Here is a 20,234-nt window from a genome sequence, read left to right as displayed (position 1 = left end):
ATTTTTTAAGAAAATACGACAAATGACGTATATTCAAAATATGTTATTTGACAAAATTTTATAGTACTTTTAAGCTTCAAAATATAGAACTATTTGTTATAGTATACTTATGAAATGGTTAAATGCAGTTAATGATTTTAAATATTATCTTAAAATTGAGAGAGCTTTGTCTGATAACTCTATTGCAAATTACGAATTAGATGTCGAAAAACTCATTAAATATTTAGAAACTCATAATATCACAATATCTCCTATTGACATTGACTATGAACATATACAGTCCTTTATATATGAAACTTCTAAACAACTGAATTCTAGGTCGCAGTCTCGGTTAATATCTGGCCTCAGAAGCTTTTTTAGTTACTTAGTTTTTGAAGATTACAGAATAACAAATCCGTTAGACCATGTAGAGTCCCCAAAAATTGGAAGAAAATTACCAGATACTCTCGCTATCGAAGAGATTGATGCGCTCATAAATGCCATAGACTTAAGTAAAGAATTTAATGGTGTTAGGATTGGAGAACGCAACAGAGCGATTCTTGAAACCTTATATAGTTGTGGACTTCGTGTTAGTGAACTTATCAATTTAAAACTGTCTGATTTATTTTTTGACGAAGGTTTTATTAAAGTTACTGGAAAAGGTGACAAACAACGTTTTGTTCCTATTGGTGGTACAACACAAAAATATATCAACATATGGAAAGACATCAGAGCACATATTAATGTAAATCCAGCAGATAAAGACACGCTTTTTTTAAATAACAGAGGGAAACAATTAACCAGAGCTATGATTTTTACTATTATCAAAAATCTGGCAAAAGATATCCATCTTAATAAAGTAATCTCTCCACATACCTTCAGACATTCTTTTGCTACTCACCTATTAGAAAACGGAGCCGATTTAAGAGCCATTCAATTAATGCTAGGTCATGAAAGCATTACCACTACTGAAATATATATGCATGTAGATCGTTCGCATTTAAAAGATGTGCTTTTAAAACATCATCCAAGACAATAATCTTATTTTTTTGTAAGACTTAAGTGACAGATTGAAAAAAAAAGGGTCTTAATAAAAAAGCGTATTTATGAAAATGTTGTTGGAAAAATTATTTAACTACAAACCAAACACTTATAAAAAATCAAAAAAAGAAAAACCTCTTGATGATTTAAAATGGAAAATTGCTTTAGAAAATTCTGAAGTAGGCCTTTGGGATTATAATGTAGCATCAGATTATGTCTTTTACTCTAAAGAATCTAAGAACATTCTCGGCTATAAAGATCATGAATTAGAAAATTCAGCTATAGAATGGAACAAGCGTGTTCATCCTGAAGATTTAGAATCGTATTTTAAAGATTTTAATGCGCACATAAATGGTGACAATGAGAGTTATAGAAATGAGCATCGCGTACTTTGTAAGGATGGTACTTATAAATGGGTTCTTGACAAAGGAAAAATAGTAGAAAAAGATAATAATGGAAAGCCCACTCGTATTATAGGCACACACACTGATATTACCTATCGGAAACAAAAAACTGAGCAGTCTGATAAATACCTTCAATTAGTGACAACTCAAAATAAAAGGCTTCATAATTTTACTCATATCGTATCTCATAATTTAAAAACGCATATAGGAAACTTCAAAAATATACTAGAGTTTTATGACCAGTCAAATTCCGAAGAAGAAAAAACAGAACTTATCGAGCATTTAAATACAATTTCTAAATCGCTTACAAGCACCATTATTGACTTAGATGACATTATTAGTATTAAATCAAAGTCGAATGTCCAAGAACTTAATGAACGTGTCAATATATTTACATGTGTTGAAAAAATCATTGATAGTCTCGAAATAGAAATTGCCCATAATGAAGTTGCTATTTACAATTCTATTCGAAAAGATGATTTTATAATCGCTAACAGATCTTATTTAGAAAGCATCATTTACAATTTGATTTCTAACGGATTAAAATACAAATCTGATAAGCGTAAATCGAAAATTATATTACAATCTATACATTCTAAAAATGAGCTTAAAATATTAGTTGCTGATAATGGTATAGGTATCGACATCGATAAATATGAAAATAAGTTATTTGAAATGTACCAAACATTTCACGGAACTAACAGAACCGACTCAAGAGGCGTAGGTTTATATATTACTAAAACCCAGATTGAGGCGCTAGGAGGCACTATTGCTGTAGAGAGCAAACTAGATGAAGGCACAACATTTATACTTAGCTTTAAAAAAACAAAAGCACTCTAAATAGAGTGCTTTTTCTTTTATATGTTTTGAACGACATTACTTGGCAATATTTACAGCTCTTGTTTCTCTGATTACTGTAACCTTAACTTGTCCAGGATAAGTCATGTCTGTCTGAATTTTTTGTGATATTTCAAACGACAAGTTTGCAGCTTGTTCATCTGATACTTTTTCACTTTCAACCATCACACGTAATTCGCGTCCGGCTTGTATAGCATAAGCTTTGTTAACACCATTAAACCCAAAAGCAACATCTTCTAGGTCTTTTAGTCTTTGGATGTAAGAATCTAACACTTGGCGTCTTGCACCAGGTCTTGCACCTGAAATTGCATCACACACCTGAATAATTGGTGATAACAAGGTGGTCATTTCAATTTCATCGTGATGGGCTCCAATAGCATTGCAGACCTCAGGTTTTTCACCATGTTTTTCTGCCCATTGCATTCCAAGAATAGCATGAGGTGTTTCCATATCAGCTTCAGATGAAGGTACTTTTCCAATATCATGCAACAAACCAGCTCGCTTAGCTAATTTTGGATTTAATCCAAGTTCGGCTGCCATAACACCACATAATTTAGCAACTTCACGTGAGTGCTGCAATAAGTTTTGTCCGTAAGACGAACGATATTTCATACGTCCCACAAGTTTGATCAATTCGGGATGTAAACCATGAATACCCAAATCGATGACTGTACGTTTACCAACTTCAACAATTTCTTGTTCAATTTGCTTTTGTGTCTTTTTAACGATTTCTTCGATACGAGCAGGATGGATTCTCCCGTCGGTTACCAATTTGTGTAATGATAAGCGGGCAATTTCACGTCTTACCGAATCAAAGCAAGATAAAATAATAGCTTCAGGCGTATCATCTACGATGATTTCTACTCCTGTTGCTGCTTCAATGGCACGAATATTTCGTCCTTCACGACCAATAATACGTCCTTTAACATCATCAGATTCGATATTAAAAACAGACACACAGTTGTCAATTGCTTCTTCAGTACCAATTCGCTGAATGGTATTGATGATTACTTTTTTTGCTTCTTGTTGTGCTGTGAGTTTAGCTTCTTCTAAAGTATCCTGAATATAGCTCATAGCATCTGTTTTGGCTTCACCTTTAAGAGATTCTACAAGTTGCGTTTTAGCGTCTTCAGCAGATAAACCAGAAATAACTTCTAATTGCTTTATTTGACTTTTGTGCGCTTTTTCGACTTCTTCTTTTTTCTTTTCTAAAAACTCAAGACGGAAATCATAATCCTTGATTTTATCCTCTAAAGACTGGTTCGCCTTTTTGTTTTTGGCTAATTCGCTAGAAATTTGTGACTCCTTATCTCGGGTTCTCTTTTCGGCTTCAGCCATCTTTTTATCTCGAGACAAAATAACTTTTTCGTGCTCAGATTTGAGTTCAATGAATTTTTCTTTAGCCTGAAGGATTTTATCTTTTTTGATAGCTTCACCTTCACTTTTAGCTTCCTTTAAAATTGAGTTTGCTTCGCTTTTAGCGTTTTTTATGAGTTTAGACGCATTGTTTTTTTCCAATGCTTTTGCGATAATATATCCAAGTACTATGCCTAGTACTACGCCTCCAACAATCATTAAAATTGTATTCGTATCCATGTTTAGTTAGTGTTTATATATAAAAAAAGCCTACATCAGTTTTGGATTCTGTATAAACTCCTTAAAAACAAGTTTAGGGCTAACAAGCTGATCAAAAATCTGCCCAAATACTAAAACAAATTAGTATAGCAGCACGGTTTTACAACTTAAACTCACCCTTTTTAAAGAATTAACGTTGAGTTTATCAAAAAATAATAACTAATGTAGGCAGTAACCTATTGTTTATTTAAAAGAACGTTATGCACTTAAATGTGTGTGAAGCAATTGATTTAAAGCATTTAGCTTTTCTTCGACGTCTTCACTTACACTGGCTTTATCTATTGTTTTCTGTTCTACTTGAGATGCAAATTGTAAAGCACACATGGCCAGTACATCTTGTTTATCTCGCACAGAATAGTTTTGCTCAAACTGACTTATCATGGCTTCAATCTTCTTAGCTGCTTTTCGTAGACCTTCTTCTTGACTTGGTACAATGGTTAAAGGATATACTCTATTTGCTATCGATAGCTTTATTTTAAGCTGTTCTGCCATGCTTTGAAATTAACATTATTCAGATAATTGAGCAATACAATGATCAATATCTCTAATTAATGTATTTATTTTGAGCTTTGTTTCTCTGTTATTCTCGTCACTGCCCAGTAATGAATTTGCCATTTTGAGTGTTTCATATTTTTCAATCCAAGAACTAATGTCTTCTTGTTGCTGAATATTTTTCTGTTGTTGTATTGCTAATTCTTGAGAAATCTTAGCGTTGGTCTGTTTTAAAACTTCCATTTTATGCAAAACCTTACTGATTTTGTTCTCTAGTGAATCTACAATATCTTCAATTTTACTCATTTACAAATTTCAATACTGATGAAACAAAGTTAACATACTAACTGAAAAATAACAATTGTTTTTCTATTAATTTTAAAATTTATAATACTTCCTCAGTGATAATCGCTAATGGTAAAGCTGTTAGCTTTATACTTTGTCTCTTTTTAATAAGTTTTTGTTTGTTATTTTAGGTTTTTTACTAATATTGACTTCTATATGTTCAAATGAACTTATATAGAATATTTTCTATATTAAATTAAAATCAATATTTTTACGTTAATAACATTAACGTAGTCTATTATGAATATGAAATATCTTTTTGCCTTAGTCTTTATCGGTCAATTTTGTTATAGTCAATCACCATATCCACAAGATTATTTTAGAAATCCTCTGGACGTAACTTTAGTTCTTTCTGGTTCTTTTGCCGAATTACGTTCCAATCATTTTCATTCTGGTCTAGATATCAAAACACAACAGCGAACAGGTTTAAACGTATATACAGCTGCCGAAGGCTATGTTAGCCGCATCAAGGTTTCTCATTATGGCTACGGAAAAGCGCTTTACATAACACATCCAAACGGTTATGTGAGTGTGTATGCGCATTTAAAAAAGTTTGCTCCTGAAATTGAAAAATATGTTAAGGCCTGTCAATATGAAAAAGAAAGTTATGAGGTAGAAATGTTTCCTTCTCCTAACGAATTACCTGTAGCTGCTGATGAGGTTGTTGCGTTTTCTGGAAACAGTGGGAGTTCTGGTGGACCACACTTACACTTTGAAATTAGAGATAATGAAGAGCGCCCTATCAATCCTATGCTCTTTGGAATTGATATTAAAGATACTAAACGCCCTTTTATTTCTGCCGTTTATGCCTATCCTAAAAACCGAAATTCACACGTCGAAGATTCAAAGACGCGCAAAGAATTACGTTTAATCCCTTTAAAAAACGGCGATTATAATACCGAACCCATTGAAGCTCTTGGTGAGATAGGTTTCGGAATTGTAAGCTATGACCAGCAAGATCTGGCACATAATAAAAACGGACTCAACAATATTCAAACCTTTTACAATGGTAATAAGAGTTTTGAAATGGATTTTAAACGTTTCAGTTTTAATGAAACCAGACATCTTAATCGTTATATCGATTTTGAAATTTTCAAAGAAAAAAAATCCAGAGTACAAAAATTATTCGTTCAGTCTGGCAACACTTTGAGCATGCTAAAAGATGTTGATAATCATGGGTATATTAAAGTTGAAGACAGTACAAATTCAGTATACAAAGTACGTTTGCGTGATTTTAAAGGTAATGAAACCTGGCTTTCAATTCCTATAAAAGGAAAACCTGCAAAAGAAGTTCTTGAAGCTCCAGAGTTAAAACCTAACACCTATATTTTAGCCAATCAAGTCAATGAATTAGAACAAAATAACGTTAAAGTTTATTTTCCTAAAAACACCTTTTATGACGATTTTCATATTGCTTTTGACGTTTCTAATGACACGTTAAAACTACATAGAGATGTCGTTCCATTAACCAAAAGTTACACCATTACTTATGATATTAAAAACTATGCAGATGACGAAAAAGATAAATTATTTATAGCCAGTTTGTATGGCTACTATCAAAGACCAAACTACATAAGTACCAAACGCATTGGCAATTTATTATCAGCAAGAACTAAATCTTTAGGAACATTCGCTTTAGCAAGAGATACTGTTAGTCCGACAATTCAACCAGTCAACTTTCAAGATGGAAAATGGTTAAGTAAACTCTCCCACTTAAAAGTTAAAATTGATGATGATTTATCAGGCATAAGCAACTATCGGGCAACTATTAACGGACAATGGATTTTAATGGAATACGATTATAAAAAAGACACCTTAACTTATGATTTTCAAGACAACATAAGTACAACGACTGAAAATAATCTCAAAATAATTGTTACCGATAATGTTGGAAATAGTACTACATTTGAGACAACCTTTTATAGAAAATAAAAAAAAACACCTTTTGAAGCTAAATATCACACTACTTATTACCCTATTGGGTTTTTCGTTTTTCGGAATATCCCAGACCGCTACCATTAGAGGGATTATTTTAGATGATGGAAATCTCCCAATATCTGGAGTTAATATCAAAGCAGGGAACAACGGAACAACCACTAACGACAATGGATTTTATATTATAAAAATCCCTTCGGATACCGATATCACTATTGTTTACACACATATTGGTCATAAACGTGTTGAGGCGAAGTTCAATTTAAAGAACGGACAAGAAATTGAGTTCAATCCTGTGATGAATGTTGAAATTGAGCAAATTGCAGCTGTGGTCATAAACGGAAACACGAGGCAGCAGGTAGATGGTGTGGTCACCATAACTCCTGAAGTAATTAGAACAATTAAAGGTGCGCAGCCAGGTGTAGAGAATATTTTAAAAACTTTACCTGGTGTTAATATTTCAAATGAATTAAGTACGCAGTATTCGGTTCGCGGTGGAAACTTTGACGAAAACCTGGTTTACGTTAACGAAATTGAAGTGTATCGTCCCTTTTTAATTCGTTCGGGACAACAAGAAGGTTTGAGCTTTGTCAATACCGATTTGGTTCAAAATGTAGATTTTTCCGCAGGTGGATTCCAAGCAAAATATGGTGATAAACTGTCTTCTGTTTTAGATATTACCTACCGAAACCCAGTTCGTTTTGGTGTTCGGGCAGATGCAAGTTTACTTGGTGGAAGTGTTGCTGCTGAAACTGTTAGCAAGGATTCTAAGTTTTCGGGTATTGTTGGATTACGTTACAGAGATAATAGTTTACTCATTAATTCTCTTGAAACTGAAACTAATGTAAGACCTGTTTTTGCTGATGCTCAGACATATTTGACTTATAAATTCTCAGATAAATTTCATTTAAATTTCCTCGGAAATGTATCACTCAACAAATACACGTTTAAACCTAAAAACAGACAAACAAATTTTGGTACTCTTGACGAACCTATAGCGCTTTTGGTCTTTTATGAAGGCCAGGAAAAGGACCAGTATTTAACAACCTTTGGAGCTTTTAAAGGTAACTATTTTGTAAATGATGATTTAACCTTAAAACTCATCGCTTCGGCATATCATACAACCGAAGAAGAGTATTTCGATATTTTAGCACAATACCGTCTTGGTGAAGTTAACAGCAATATTGGAGATGAAAACCTAGGAGAAGTTGAATTTTCAGAAGGTATAGGCTCTCAACTAACACATGCCAGAAACGATTTGGATGCACTTATCTTTAATGTAGAACACAAAGGTGATTATAAATTAGATGACGAAAGTACACTAGAATGGTCAGTGAAATATACACACGAAGACATTAGAGACCGTTTGGTAGAATGGGAAGTTATTGATAGCGCAGGTTTTTCGGTAAGACCACCAATATTTGATTTTTCTAACGAGCAACCTTACGAACCTTTTGAAGGTCCGCTGGTCGCATTTCAAAATGTAAGAGCTACAAATGCGGTTCAAATTGATAGACTGCAAGCGTATGCACAATGGAGCAAACGTAGCATGTTAGGCGAAAACGAAGTGTTTTACAATGCTGGTGTGCGTGTTCACAATTGGACCGTAAATAGTGATGTTCCAAATCAGGAAGGCGTCTCCTCCTCTACTCAAACCGTATTTAGCCCAAGAGCTCAATTTGCTATTAAGCCCAACTGGGAAAAGGATATGTTATTCAGAATTGCTGGTGGCGTTTATTATCAACCTCCTTTTTATCGCGAGCTACGTGACTCTTCAGGTGTTGTACAGCCTGATGTTAAAGCTCAAAAATCATTTCATCTGGTACTGGGTAATGAATATAGTTTCAGACTTTGGGACCGTCCATTTAAGCTCGTTTCCGAAGCCTATTACAAACATTTAAGTGATGTTAACCCTTACACCTTAGAAAACGTTAGAATTCGTTACAGAGCCAAAAACAATGCTGAAGCCTATGCCTACGGATTAGATTTAAGGCTTAACGGAGAGTTTGTTCCAGGTACTGAAAGCTGGTTTAGTTTTGGGTATTTGAAAACTGAAGAGAATATTGATGATCGCGGATTTATAGCTCGACCAACAGATCAACGTTTAAAATTCGGAATTCTATTTCAGGATTATGTGCCAAATATTCCTGATTTAAAAATGTATTTAAATCTCGTTTATAACACTGGTGTTCCTGGAGGTTCACCTAGTTATGCAGATCCTTATGATTTCCAAACCCGATTACGTGATTACAGACGTGCCGATTTAGGAATATCGTATGTTTTAGTTGACCCAAATAAAACCTACACCTCAAAATGGAAACAAAAGCTTAAAGAACTCTCTGTTGGCGTGGAGATTTTCAACATGTTTAATGCACAAAACACCATTACCAACACTTGGGTTCGGGATGTGTATAGCAAACGTCAATTTGCCATTCCAAATTTTCTAACACCTCGCGTATTTAATGTGAGAGTATCGACTCGTTTTTAAATGAAAAAATTACTGTTCATCATATGTCTTTCTGTTTATAGTTTATCAGCTTCAGCACAAACTAAATCCTTAAAAAAATCGATTCAAACCTTAAACACATATCTTACGGTATATGATTCACTTCGATCTCATGGCGAGCATTACTATACTCCCAAATTCTTAAAACTAACTCGTGAAGACTTGATTAAAGAGTTTGATGAACCTGTAAAAATTACAGACTCACTAGGAAATTTTGATGCTATCGGGATTATTCAAAGTAAAATTGAAGAATCTCTCAAACAGGTTTTAGCTCACAAAAAAGCTGTAACACTTGATTTAACAACGGCTTTCAATGATAATCTGGCTGTTGTAAAATCTGATGACAACAAACTATATAACTTTTCTATTGATGGTAAAGCCGGAGGCTCTTATCAGTTTCGTGAGTCATGGATGTTTTACTTAAACGAAGATCATTTTATTGAATCTCGGGTTTACGATGTTTGGAAGGCAAGAGAACAACAAGATCCTGCAGTTTTTGAAGGCAATGGCTATAACGATATACGATCGTTTACACATTCAGGAACAACTTATTACGTACTTATCGGAAATGTGAGAACTTGTGGAGCATGTTATGTTGATTATGTTTCTTTGGTACATTTTGAAACAAAGGATTTTGTTTTAGACTTTGAGTACACCATAGACTCTAGGTTTTACGACCAGAAAATCTTTTTTGACAAGGCCTCTAAATCTCTTTCGGTATTTTATATAACCGACGATTTATCAGAAGACTGTTTTTGCTCTAATGAAGAATACAATACGTACTGGACAGGTGGTACTTCTAATGATGGCGAGAGAGATGCCGACGGACAGCTTAAACCTAAGTCATGCAGCTGTTTATTTGAATTTAATGGCAAAACTTTCAAACTCTCAAAACGTTGTATGGAAATTATGAACGAAGATGATTAATCTGTAATAAACGCCTTTAAGACTTCTATCACATAATCAACTTCTTCTTTTGTATTGTACTTACTAAATGAAAAACGCACTGAAGGTCGCTTTATATGCTCATCATCTAAAATTTCAGTAAGCACATGAGAGTTTTGCGAACTTCCACTCTGGCAAGCACTTCCTCTAGAACAAGCAATCCCTTTTAAATCTAATTGAAATTGTAGCAAGCTTGCTTTTTCAGGAGCCATTGGTAAGCAAACATTTACTAAAGTATAGGTGCTTTTTTCTGAATCTTCACATTGACCATTAAATGACACATTAGGACACGCAGCTTTGAGTTGCTCTATAAAATATGCTTTAAGCTCTTGAATATAAACACGCTCAGCATCGAGATGTATATAAGACATATGTAAGGCTTCATCAAGTCCAACAATGTTATGAATTGATTCGGTGCCTGCACGTAATCCTCTTTCTTGTTCGCCTCCAAAGATAGTTGCTCGTAGTCCGCTATGTTTACGAAGAAACGCAAAACCAACACCTTTAGGGCCGTGAAACTTATGAGCACTGGCAGCAAGGTAATCAATTGGAATATCTTGCAAATCGAGTTTATAATGCCCAACAGACTGTACAGTATCACTATGAAAAAGGGCATCATACGATTTGCACAAAGTTGCTACCGCTTTTAAATCTAACTTGTTTCCAATTTCATTATTCACATGCATCAAAGATACTAACTGCTTAGAGTTAGATTTCAGCAAGGATTCTAAATGTGTTATACTCACATCGCCTTTGGCATTCAAGTCCACATGTTTAACATCAATTCCGTACTCTTCTACAAGCTGATCAAGAGTGTGTAAGATCGCATGATGCTCTATTTTAGAGGTTATAATGGTTGTCACACCTAAGTCTCTTACAGCACTTCTAAGGACTAAATTATCTGCTTCAGTGCCTCCGGATGTGAACACAATTTCTGCAGCAGACACATTAAAATGTGATGCAATTCGTTTTCTGGAAGATTCGATTAATGCTTTAGATTGTCTTCCGTAAGAATGTGAAGATGAAGCATTTCCAAAGTTAAATTTCATTACTTCAGTCATACGATCAATCACTTCATCACGAATACATGTGGTCGCAGCATTATCAAAATAAACCGTTTTCATAACTATTCAATTATACTGCAAAGATGCAACATTAATACTGTTTTTAAAACTTATAAAACAAGGCAACAAAATAATTTGTTAAAGCAACACGTTAAACAATCAAATCTTTTATTTTTGCTTTAAAATCTATGACAATGCGACAATTTTTTTATATCTGTGTATTAGGACTCTTAGCTCTTTCTTGTGATGATGGTGATGTTTTTACAGTAGATTTAGAATTTGATGAAGTCCTAGAACGTTGTGGTGACGACGATAGTGACAGCTATGTATTGTATGATTCTAAAACAAACCCTAACGAATCCTTAAGTCTTATTTTCCCTGTAAATGATGCTACCAGAGCAATTTTCAATCCAGAGTTTAGTGGAGATACAGTAGAATTAACAATCAACGAAAATACCATACGCTTCAATTACAGAACCTATGACGGAGATCCTGAAGACTTATTATGCCAAGAAATCCCAGAACCTGGTACGAGCATAGTTAATGATTATGAAGCTGGATCTGGAGCTCAAGCAATATTTGTATCTACTTTTGAAGATGATGACAATGATGGAATTCCTTCGGAATATGAAGGCAGAGGCGCTCAGGCCGAAGATGGTACTTATCCTGATGCACAGGATACCGATGGCGATGGTTTAGCAGATTACATTGACGAAGATGACGATAATGATAATATTTTAACTTCGGCTGAAAACCCAAATTTTGATGAAGACACCGAGCTTGATAATGCTTTAGATTCTGATGGAGATGGTATAGCTAACTACCTTGATAATGATGACGACGATGATGGTGTGTTAACGAGAAACGAAGATACCGACGATGTAGGCATTTCACCCTTAAATGATTTTGATGAGTCTGGAGGTGTTAATAATGTTCCAAGGTATCTTGATCCTATGGCAACTGATGAATTTATTCAAAATGAATCTTTAGAAACCGATTATACCAGATCTATCTCTGTATATGTTACCATTATAAATGCAAATATTGAGATTTTAAATACAGACGAAATTATTTTAGGCACCTACACACTTTCATTCACCTTACCTGAGGATGACGACTAGCATTATGGGTTTATATTTTGATAGATATACACTTCAGTAGCACCTAAACCATATTTTTGATAATCGGCAGGATAAAACTTAACATTATCATACCGACCAAAAAGATACTCCAACTCTGCTTTTAGCACGCCTTCGCCTACGCCATGAATAAATACAACCTTTTGAATACGCTTTTTTATAGCAAATTCTAATTTATGTCTCGCAGTATCCAGCTGCAGGTTGAGCATATCATAATTATTCATATACTTGTTTGATGTCGTGATTTGATGAATGTGTAAATCGACCTCCATCGCTGGAAGATTTCGCTCTTTAGGTTTAACTTTTACCGATTTACGTTTTTGAAACTGTTCTTTTTCGCTAATTACAGTATTGAGATCAGTATTCATAAACACGTTCGAACTAAAGGATTTAGCTTTAATAACTTCAGAAATTGAAAACTCCATTTCAAAACCGTCAAAAGTTTCAATAGTAAGATTATTGTCAGAAATTTTAGTGACGACTCCGGTTATATCATCATCTAAAACAGAAACTATATCACCAATTTTAAAACTCATTACAACTCCTCTTCTTGATCTTTTTTACTTGGAATGCGTCGAGAGACACTATAAATCCCAATCATTAAAACTGCGATTCCAGCAATCAAAATATACTGATTTTGATCGGCTTCTGCTTGAGCGTAAATAGCTATAATTCCGCCAATTACGATTAAAATATAACTCACAAATCTAGGCATAAGTACGTTTGTTATCGGAAATAGTTTAATATTCATCGAAAATACGATTTTATGAATCTAAATCTATCATTTAATGTGTATTTTTTGGCTATATTTGAAATAATCCCTACGTATTTATTAATAAATATGACCTATTAAATCCATTGAATATGAGAAATCATGTACTATTATTTTTTGCAATACTTTTATCGTTTTGTGCTTCTGCTCAATTAACGGTAAGACAATCATCATATATTTTTGTAGATGGCGCAGGCTTTACTGATGCAGCTGGAGTAGCACCTTTATTTGTGACCGATGAAGTGAATATTGTTGAGCCAGGTAGCCGCATCTATCTTAGAAATGAAGCTCAGATTATTCAAGGAACTGGTACTACTGGAAATTCTGGAGAAGGAGAGCTTAGTGTTTATCAAGAAGGAAATACCAATCAATGGGCTTATAATTATTGGTGTTCGCCTATTGGTAACAATTCAAACACTAATGGTAATGAAGCTGCGAGAGTTAATTTGATTGATGAATCTACTGGCTTGACATCAAGTGTTGATGCCGCTTTTATAACTGCCTACAATGGAACTTCATCTCCACTTACTATCTCTAGTCGTTGGCTATATACATTTGTAGTTTCCGATGAATATTCAGAATGGGTAAGCATCGATGAGACCTCAAATATACCAACAGGTCTAGGATTTACTATGAAAGGCATGGGAACTTCTTTAGTTGCTGGTGCAAGTTCTCAACGTTATGATTTTAGAGGAAAACCAAATAGTGGTACTATAACAAATAATATTGCTTCAGAGCAATTTACATTCATGGGTAATCCATATCCTTCAGCTCTTGATGCTGCTGATTTTTTATGGGATCCTCAAAATGTAAACCTAGATGAAGTCAACCCTGTGGTTCCGTCTACAACTGGAGCTTTGTATTATTGGGAACAGGCACCAAACTCTAACTCACATTACATTGAGGATTATGTTGGAGGTTATGCTTCTTATACTTGTACTCAACCTGATGGATCTGATAACATAGTAGAATCTTTTGTTGCAGCTCCATATCAATTCCATCTATCTGATGGGTCAGTTGCTGGAACTCCACCTGCTGGGTCAGGATCTCATGTAGCTAGAAGATATATCCCTATTGGTCAAGGATTTATGGTAGAAGGCGCAGTAGGAATACCATCTACTAGCTTAGTTTATGTTAAAAATTCACATCGTAATTTCTACAAAGAAACATCAACTAATAGTGAGTTTTTCAGAACTACCTCAGATAATAATGATGATAATACAGTAGATAGTCAATATGATGAGAATGGTTATTTCTTAGTTCCTTCAGAATATAAACGCTTTAGAATTCTAACGAGTTTTAATGATCTATACTCAAGAGAGCTACTTGCAAATTTTCATAGCAGTGCTACTGAAGGCTTTGACTATGGATTAGAAGCAAAAATGCCCGAATCTAATGCATCTGATATAAACTGGATTCAAGACAATGAAAACTATGTAATTCAAGCACATAACTTTGAGCTTGAGCTTAGAATTCCATTAGTTTTAACTCTTGAAAATCAACAGTTGTTAAGATTTGGAGTTTTTGATGTACAAAATTTTGATGTATCACAGCCTATATTTTTACATGATATAGATGAAAACATTTATGTGGATTTAAGAACACAAAATTACAGTATCAATTTACCATCTGGAATATATGATTCACGTTTTGAAATTACGTTCCAGTCTGAAACATTGAGTACTACTGAAATTACTGACGAAGATTTTGATGTCTTCCAGAATACTAAAGATTCTGTATTAACCATTTTAAATCCTAATGGCCTTGATATCCAGTCGGTATCTGTATTTGATATTTCAGGAAAAAGCGTCATAAGCGCTACACATGTTGGTAACCAATCTAATTACCACTACTCAACCAAATCATTGAGTGACGGTGTTTATGTGGCGTCAATTCATACTGAAAATAATCAAGTGATTTCTAAAAAAGTAATTATAAAGAACTAAATTCTCTTTGTTCTATTTTTATTATTTTTGAGACAAATGTATCTATATGATGTCTCCAGAGGACTACATGCTACCATGTTTGAATAAAAAAATTTTCGGATTGGATTGTATGGGTTGTGGTATGCAACGCTCAATAGCATTCATCCTTAATGGTGACTTTGTTGCAGCATTTCATATGTACCCAGCCATATATAGCTTAATTGCATTGATAGCTGTCATCTTCATAAATTACTTTAGAAATTTTAAGCATGCTTATAAAATTATTATTATTTTGGCACTAATGAACGCTATATTAATAGTTGGCAACTTTATCTTTAAAACTTTTTTTAACTAATCATAAAACACATGAACCAACATCAAGAACCATTACAAAACGCAACACTTATTTTAGTATTAGGAATTTTATCAATATTAACCTGCTGTTGTTATGGAGTGGTTGGTATTGTCTTAGGTGTTGTCACCTTGGTACTCGCAAATAAGGCAACTGCTACTTATTCAGAAAACCCAGAATTATACACTGGATTTCAAAATGTAAAAATCGGAAAAATATTAGCTATCATAGGATTGGTCTTAAGTGTACTGTATTTAATTTTAACCATTTGGGCAATTATGACTTTTGGTTGGGAAACATTACAAGACCAAGAGTTAATGCAAGAAAAATTACGTGAGATGATGGATCAATAGTATGATTTAAATTTCCATAAAAAAAACCTCAATGTACATTGAGGTTTTTTTTATAACTTAAAGTTGAAATTCTTAAACTTCAAATTGCTTTAATGTTTTTATTATAATTGAGACACAATCTAAAAGTTCTTCTTTTGTCATCACTAAAGGAGGTGCAAAACGAATGATGTTACCATGCGTAGGTTTTGCTAATAAACCGTTATCACGAAGAGCTAAACAGATATTCCAGGCTGTATCACTTTCTTCATCATCATTAATAACAATCGCATTTAACAAGCCTTTTCCTCTTACAAGATTTACAATAGAACTTGTTTCGATATATCTATTTAATTCACTTCGGAATAATTCTCCAAGCTGGTAGGCGTTTTCAGCTAATTCTTCATCACGAACAACATCCAAAGCAGCCATTGCAACTGCAGCAGCAATTGGATTACCTCCAAAAGTACTACCATGATTTCCAGGCCTAATCACATTCATGATAGGATCATTAGCCATCACAGCACTTACAGGATACGCGCCTCCAGACAAAGCTTTACCTAGAATTAATATATCAGGTTTAACCTCAGGAGTTCCTGAACAATTCTTGTTTTCACAACTACAATTACCACAGGCTGCTAATAAGCGTCCAGTTCTTGCTATTCCTGTTTGCACTTCATCAGCAATAAACAATACATTATAGGCTTCACATAAGGCTTTAGCTTTTGCTAAATAATCGTCACTAGGAACATACACTCCAGCTTCACCTTGAATAGGCTCAACCAAAAATCCCGCTACATTAGAATTGCTTTTTAATGCTGCTTCAAGAGCTTGTAGATTATCATACTCGATTTTTATAAACCCGTCAGTATATGGTCCGAAGTTCTTTCTGGCTACAGGATCGTTACTAAATGAAATTATCGTTGTTGTACGTCCGTGAAAATTATTTTCACATACAATAATTTGAGCCTCGTTTTCATCAATACCTTTGACTTCGTAAGCCCACTTTCGACAAATTTTCAAAGCTGTTTCAACAGCTTCGGCTCCAGTGTTCATAGGTAATAACTTGTCGAAATTGAAATACTCAGAAGCATATTTCTCATATCTACCAAGCATGTCATTATAAAATGCTCTGGACGTTAAACTCAAAGTTTGTGCTTGAGTTGTCATTGCATTTACAATTTTAGGGTGACAATGCCCTTGATTTACTGCCGAATATGCAGATAGGAAATCATAATACTGTTTTCCTTCTACATCCCATACATAGACACCTTCTCCTCTACTCAGTACTACTGGTAATGGATGGTAATTGTGTGCGCCATACTTGTTTTCTAAATCGATCGCTTGTTGCGAAGTTAATTGGTCTAAAACAGCCATTTTTATTTAGTTTTAATTAAAAAATAACCATTCCTTCTATACCTTTATTTTTTCGAAGAATCCGAAAAAGCAGCGTGGGAGAGAAATCATCCCTAGAACTGGCAAATTAATAATTTTAAACTATGATTTAAAATCTTATTACGAAATTTTTCCTGACAAAGAGGAAACTTGCAATTCTAGGCGTTTCATTTCTCTCAGAATTGCATTTTTATCCATCTGCATCCAAGCAAATATTTTTAGCATGCTTACACCTATTAAAAAAACTACACTACCTAATCCCCATTTTAATAGCGCTTTGATATCTGTAGTATCAAAAAAATTAACAACACAATACAGGAATAATCCAAAGAATACCAAGGTCATGATATTCATTAAAATGATAATCCATTTATTCTTTCCTGTAAATAAGCCTCCGAGCATACCAAGTACATTTTGCTCTTCAAGGTCATCATAGAACTTTGCTTCTTCTTCGGTTAATGTGTCTTTAATCAATTGGTCAATATCGTCCATTTGTGTTTTCATAATTCAATTATTTAATTAAATCACAGTAAATAACTGCGATTACTATTTATAGTGTTTGTGTTTTAAAATTAGTTTTAATGCTTCTCTTGCATGAAACAACCTCGATTTTACTGTTCCAACAGAAATATCCAACATCGCGCTCATTTCTCTTAAAGAATAGTTTTCATTATAAAAAAGTCTCACCACAAGTTGTTGTTGCTCAGGTAATGTTTTAATCGCTTTTAATAACATTTCTTTTAATTGTGTGCGATCGTCATTTACTTCAGCAGTAGAATTAGGCTTATTTTTTAATGCATTAAGTTCTAACCGTTCTCTACTTTGCTTTCTAAATGCGTCCATAGCTTTGTTAAATACAATTCTAAGAGCCCATGGTTTAAAACTTGATGGATTTTGAAGTGTATGTAACTGAGCAATGATTGTACTCCAGCTCTCTTGCGCTACATCTTTAGATAAATCGGCATCTTTAACAATCCAGTATGCCTTTTTACAAAAAATTAAATGCCAACGTTCAACCAATAGTGCCAAAGCCTGCTGCTCGCCTGCTAAATACGATTTGATTAACTTTTTATCGCTATGTTTGTTTGTATTCAATTATGTTTAATTGCTCCTTTTCTTTTATATAAATATCTTAAACACGCTACCCATAGATTATAAGAAGTCGTCGTTTCTGATGAGGAAAAATGCTGCTCTACTTTGTCAAAAGCATCTTCAATAAGCGCATCATGCAGCCATCGTATGATAAAAACCCATAAGAAAGTTGCTTTTACAGACTTTGTTTCCATTTTAATGTCATGCCTAATTTCAGTGGTCGTTACACTCTCCTCCTTGATGGTCAACTTATGTATTCCTTGGAAGCCAATAGGTTTAGTAAACTGAAATTTAATATAAAACCCTGGTTTAAAATCTACAACGGTATACCTGATTCGCCCATGACCGCCTTGACTTTCAATTTGCAAGCCATCATTCAATCGCATTGCTGGCCACTTTTCTTTGGGCCAAATTTTATCTTCGGAAGTTGCCAATGTCTGAAATAATTTAGCAATTTCAGTTTTAGGTTGGTGTATTAATCGCTGATGTATATTTATCACTTTCATACTCTAAAGACGTCGAAAAAACGAAAAGGTTCATTTTATTTTGAAGTTTTATAAAGATAATTGTATTTCGGTATAGTTTATCTCTTGCGATTATTATTTTTGCATCATGGCAAGACGCAAAACTAAACGACAAATTTTCGAACACATCGAAGTCATCGATGCAGGCGCAAAAGGAAAAACAATTGCTAAAGCTCCTGATGGCCGCGTAATTTTTTTACCCAACGCTGTTCCTGGCGATGTTGTAGATGTACAAACCTTTAAAAAGCGTAAGGCATATTTTGAAGGAAAAGCCATAAAATTTCACACCTTATCTACTAAGCGTACAGATCCTAAATGCGAGCATTTTGGTGTTTGTGGTGGCTGTAAATGGCAAGATATGGATTATAAATTCCAGTTAGAATACAAACAAAAGGAAGTGACTAATAACCTGGTGCGTCTCGGACATCTAGAATTACCAGAAGTCACACCTATTTTAGGCTCTGCCGAACAGTATTTCTACCGTAATAAAATGGAATTTTCATTTAGTGATAGTCGTTGGCTAACAATTGAAGAAGTACAATCTGATGAAGATTTAGGTGATAGAAACGCTCTCGGTTTTCATATTCCTGGGATGTGGGATAAGATCTTAGATATTAATAAATGCTGGTTGCAAGAAGACCCGTCTAATGCGATTAGAAATGCCGTTAAATCGTTTTCTGTGACCAATGGTTTAGAGTTTTTTAATACGCGCAACCAAACAGGTTTACTTCGTACGATGATGATTCGTACATCGTCAACTGGTGACCTTATGGTAATGCTTCAGTTTTTTAAAGACGATAAAGAAAAACGTGAGTTACTCCTCGACTACATCGCTGGCACATTTCCGCAGATCACATCATTACAATATGTTATAAACGAAAAAGCTAACGATACAATTTACGACCAGAATGTCATTTGCTATAAAGGAAAAGACTACATCTTTGAGGAGATGGAAGGTTTAAAGTTTAAGATTAATGCGAAATCATTTTACCAAACTAATTCTGCTCAAGCTTATGAATTATATAAAATCACACGAAATTTTGCAGGCTTAAATGGTGACGAACTCGTGTATGATTTATACACAGGTACAGGAACCATTGCGCAATTTGTTGCCAAACAAGCCAAGCATGTAGTTGGTGTAGAAGCCGTTCCTGATGCCATTACAGCTGCTAAAGAAAACGCACAATTAAATGGCATTGAAAACGTTGACTTTTATGTTGGTGATATGAAAAATGTATTTAACGCAGAGTTTATTGAGCAAAATGGAGTTCCAGACGTGATTATAACTGATCCGCCTCGTGACGGAATGCATAAAGACGTTGTTAATCAAATATTAAATATTGCGCCAAAAAAAATAGTTTATGTAAGTTGTAACAGTGCAACCCAAGCTAGAGATTTGGCACTAATGAAAGACCTTTATAAAATCACAAAAACTCAGGCTGTCGATATGTTTCCGCAAACACATCATGTTGAGAATGTTGTACTTTTAGAAAAACGTTAAT

The 20,234-nt window shown here is 34.2% G+C and carries 20 protein-coding genes and 1 other RNA gene; 10 read left to right on the top strand and 11 right to left on the bottom strand.

From position 1 onward, the window contains the following. Nucleotides 1-109 precede the first annotated feature (109 nt). Together xerA and H7350_RS10695 are read left to right on the top strand one after the other, a co-directional pair. Nucleotides 110-1,018: a site-specific tyrosine recombinase/integron integrase gene (gene xerA / locus H7350_RS10700; RefSeq protein WP_204345902.1), complete on the top strand. Its 909-nt coding sequence runs from the start codon at nt 110-112 to the stop codon at nt 1,016-1,018. Between the two features lie 67 nt (nt 1,019-1,085). Beyond that, nucleotides 1,086-2,264 (top strand): sensor histidine kinase, encoded by a 1,179-nt coding sequence (locus H7350_RS10695; protein WP_204345901.1) that lies wholly within the window; start codon nt 1,086-1,088, stop codon nt 2,262-2,264. A gap of 36 nt (nt 2,265-2,300) precedes the next feature. On the opposite strand, the gene rny is transcribed toward H7350_RS10695, so the two are convergent. The 4 genes from rny to H7350_RS10675 all read right to left on the bottom strand — a co-directional run bounded on the left by rny (nt 2,301) and on the right by H7350_RS10675 (nt 4,715). Next, complete coding sequence (gene rny / locus H7350_RS10690) at nt 2,301-3,878, bottom strand: ribonuclease Y (protein ID WP_204345900.1); 1,578 nt, start codon at nt 3,876-3,878, stop codon at nt 2,301-2,303. Nucleotides 3,879-3,932: 54 nt separating this feature from the next. After that, nucleotides 3,933-4,059, bottom strand: a non-coding RNA gene (gene ssrS / locus H7350_RS10685) — 6S RNA. 56 nt (nt 4,060-4,115) lie between these two features. Next, nucleotides 4,116-4,409: a cell division protein ZapA gene (locus H7350_RS10680; RefSeq protein WP_204345899.1), complete on the bottom strand. Its 294-nt coding sequence runs from the start codon at nt 4,407-4,409 to the stop codon at nt 4,116-4,118. A gap of 15 nt (nt 4,410-4,424) precedes the next feature. Beyond that, on the bottom strand, nt 4,425-4,715 hold the full coding sequence (locus tag H7350_RS10675) for a hypothetical protein (RefSeq protein ID WP_204345898.1): 291 nt from the start codon (nt 4,713-4,715) through the stop codon (nt 4,425-4,427). A gap of 285 nt (nt 4,716-5,000) precedes the next feature. Here H7350_RS10675 and H7350_RS10670 point away from each other — a divergent pair, with 285 nt between their 5' ends. From H7350_RS10670 to H7350_RS10660, 3 genes are read left to right on the top strand one after another with little or no spacing between them, the layout of a single operon-like run. Further along, entirely contained in the window at nt 5,001-6,686 is a 1,686-nt protein-coding gene (locus H7350_RS10670; RefSeq protein WP_204345897.1) for a M23 family metallopeptidase, read from the top strand. Next, a complete protein-coding gene (locus H7350_RS10665) occupies nt 6,640-9,177 on the top strand; it encodes a TonB-dependent receptor (RefSeq protein WP_204345896.1) in 2,538 nt (845 codons plus the stop codon). Before H7350_RS10670 ends, H7350_RS10665 begins: the two co-directional genes overlap by 47 nt. Next, entirely contained in the window at nt 9,178-10,122 is a 945-nt protein-coding gene (locus H7350_RS10660) for a hypothetical protein (RefSeq protein WP_204345895.1), read from the top strand. On the opposite strand, the gene H7350_RS10655 is transcribed toward H7350_RS10660, so the two are convergent. Further along, the gene (locus H7350_RS10655) at nt 10,119-11,264 is read right to left on the bottom strand and encodes a cysteine desulfurase family protein (RefSeq protein WP_204345894.1); all 1,146 of its coding nucleotides are present in this window, start codon (nt 11,262-11,264) and stop codon (nt 10,119-10,121) included. The two genes, H7350_RS10660 and H7350_RS10655, sit on opposite strands and share 4 nt — an antisense overlap. A gap of 134 nt (nt 11,265-11,398) precedes the next feature. Here H7350_RS10655 and H7350_RS10650 point away from each other — a divergent pair, with 134 nt between their 5' ends. Continuing rightward, nucleotides 11,399-12,325 carry a hypothetical protein gene (locus H7350_RS10650; RefSeq protein ID WP_204345893.1) on the top strand — a complete coding sequence of 309 codons (927 nt, stop codon included), beginning with the start codon at nt 11,399-11,401 and terminating at the stop codon, nt 12,323-12,325. Between the two features lie 2 nt (nt 12,326-12,327). On the opposite strand, the gene H7350_RS10645 is transcribed toward H7350_RS10650, so the two are convergent. Together H7350_RS10645 and H7350_RS10640 are read right to left on the bottom strand one after the other, a co-directional pair. Beyond that, nucleotides 12,328-12,879 carry a Smr/MutS family protein gene (locus tag H7350_RS10645; RefSeq protein ID WP_204345892.1) on the bottom strand — a complete coding sequence of 184 codons (552 nt, stop codon included), beginning with the start codon at nt 12,877-12,879 and terminating at the stop codon, nt 12,328-12,330. Further along, nucleotides 12,879-13,058, bottom strand: coding sequence for a hypothetical protein (locus H7350_RS10640; protein ID WP_204345891.1), 180 nt, complete (start codon nt 13,056-13,058; stop codon nt 12,879-12,881). The genes H7350_RS10645 and H7350_RS10640 overlap by 1 nt, the downstream gene beginning before the upstream one ends. A 149-nt stretch (nt 13,059-13,207) precedes the next feature. Between H7350_RS10640 and H7350_RS10635 the strand changes: the two genes are divergently transcribed. Genes H7350_RS10635 through H7350_RS10625 form a run of 3 tightly spaced genes read left to right on the top strand, consistent with a single transcriptional unit; the run spans nt 13,208 to nt 15,745 of the window. After that, nucleotides 13,208-15,061, top strand: coding sequence for a T9SS type A sorting domain-containing protein (locus H7350_RS10635; protein WP_204345890.1), 1,854 nt, complete (start codon nt 13,208-13,210; stop codon nt 15,059-15,061). 46 nt (nt 15,062-15,107) lie between these two features. After that, nucleotides 15,108-15,395 carry a DUF2752 domain-containing protein gene (locus H7350_RS10630; RefSeq protein ID WP_235989331.1) on the top strand — a complete coding sequence of 96 codons (288 nt, stop codon included), beginning with the start codon at nt 15,108-15,110 and terminating at the stop codon, nt 15,393-15,395. An 11-nt stretch (nt 15,396-15,406) separates the two neighbouring features. Further along, nucleotides 15,407-15,745: a CCC motif membrane protein gene (locus H7350_RS10625; protein WP_204345889.1), complete on the top strand. Its 339-nt coding sequence runs from the start codon at nt 15,407-15,409 to the stop codon at nt 15,743-15,745. Between the two features lie 72 nt (nt 15,746-15,817). Here H7350_RS10625 and rocD read toward each other — a convergent pair whose 3' ends face one another. The 4 genes from rocD to H7350_RS10605 all read right to left on the bottom strand — a co-directional run bounded on the left by rocD (nt 15,818) and on the right by H7350_RS10605 (nt 18,714). Beyond that, a complete protein-coding gene (rocD, locus tag H7350_RS10620) occupies nt 15,818-17,098 on the bottom strand; it encodes an ornithine--oxo-acid transaminase (RefSeq protein WP_204345888.1) in 1,281 nt (426 codons plus the stop codon). Between the two features lie 138 nt (nt 17,099-17,236). After that, on the bottom strand, nt 17,237-17,620 hold the full coding sequence (locus tag H7350_RS10615) for a DUF6768 family protein (protein WP_204345887.1): 384 nt from the start codon (nt 17,618-17,620) through the stop codon (nt 17,237-17,239). A gap of 42 nt (nt 17,621-17,662) precedes the next feature. Further along, nucleotides 17,663-18,211, bottom strand: coding sequence for an RNA polymerase sigma factor (locus H7350_RS10610; protein ID WP_204345886.1), 549 nt, complete (start codon nt 18,209-18,211; stop codon nt 17,663-17,665). After that, complete coding sequence (locus tag H7350_RS10605; RefSeq protein WP_204345885.1) at nt 18,208-18,714, bottom strand: hypothetical protein; 507 nt, start codon at nt 18,712-18,714, stop codon at nt 18,208-18,210. Before H7350_RS10605 ends, H7350_RS10610 begins: the two co-directional genes overlap by 4 nt. 106 nt (nt 18,715-18,820) lie before the next feature. Here H7350_RS10605 and rlmD point away from each other — a divergent pair, with 106 nt between their 5' ends. Beyond that, nucleotides 18,821-20,233 carry a 23S rRNA (uracil(1939)-C(5))-methyltransferase RlmD gene (gene rlmD / locus H7350_RS10600; RefSeq protein ID WP_204345884.1) on the top strand — a complete coding sequence of 471 codons (1,413 nt, stop codon included), beginning with the start codon at nt 18,821-18,823 and terminating at the stop codon, nt 20,231-20,233. Nucleotide 20,234 lies beyond the last annotated feature (1 nt).

It is taken from the genome of Psychroserpens algicola (genome assembly GCF_014526325.1).
Classification (GTDB): domain Bacteria; phylum Bacteroidota; class Bacteroidia; order Flavobacteriales; family Flavobacteriaceae; genus Psychroserpens; species Psychroserpens algicola.
The sequence above is the reverse complement of the archived record's forward strand: the minus strand, read 5'-3'. Positions and strand labels throughout refer to the sequence as shown.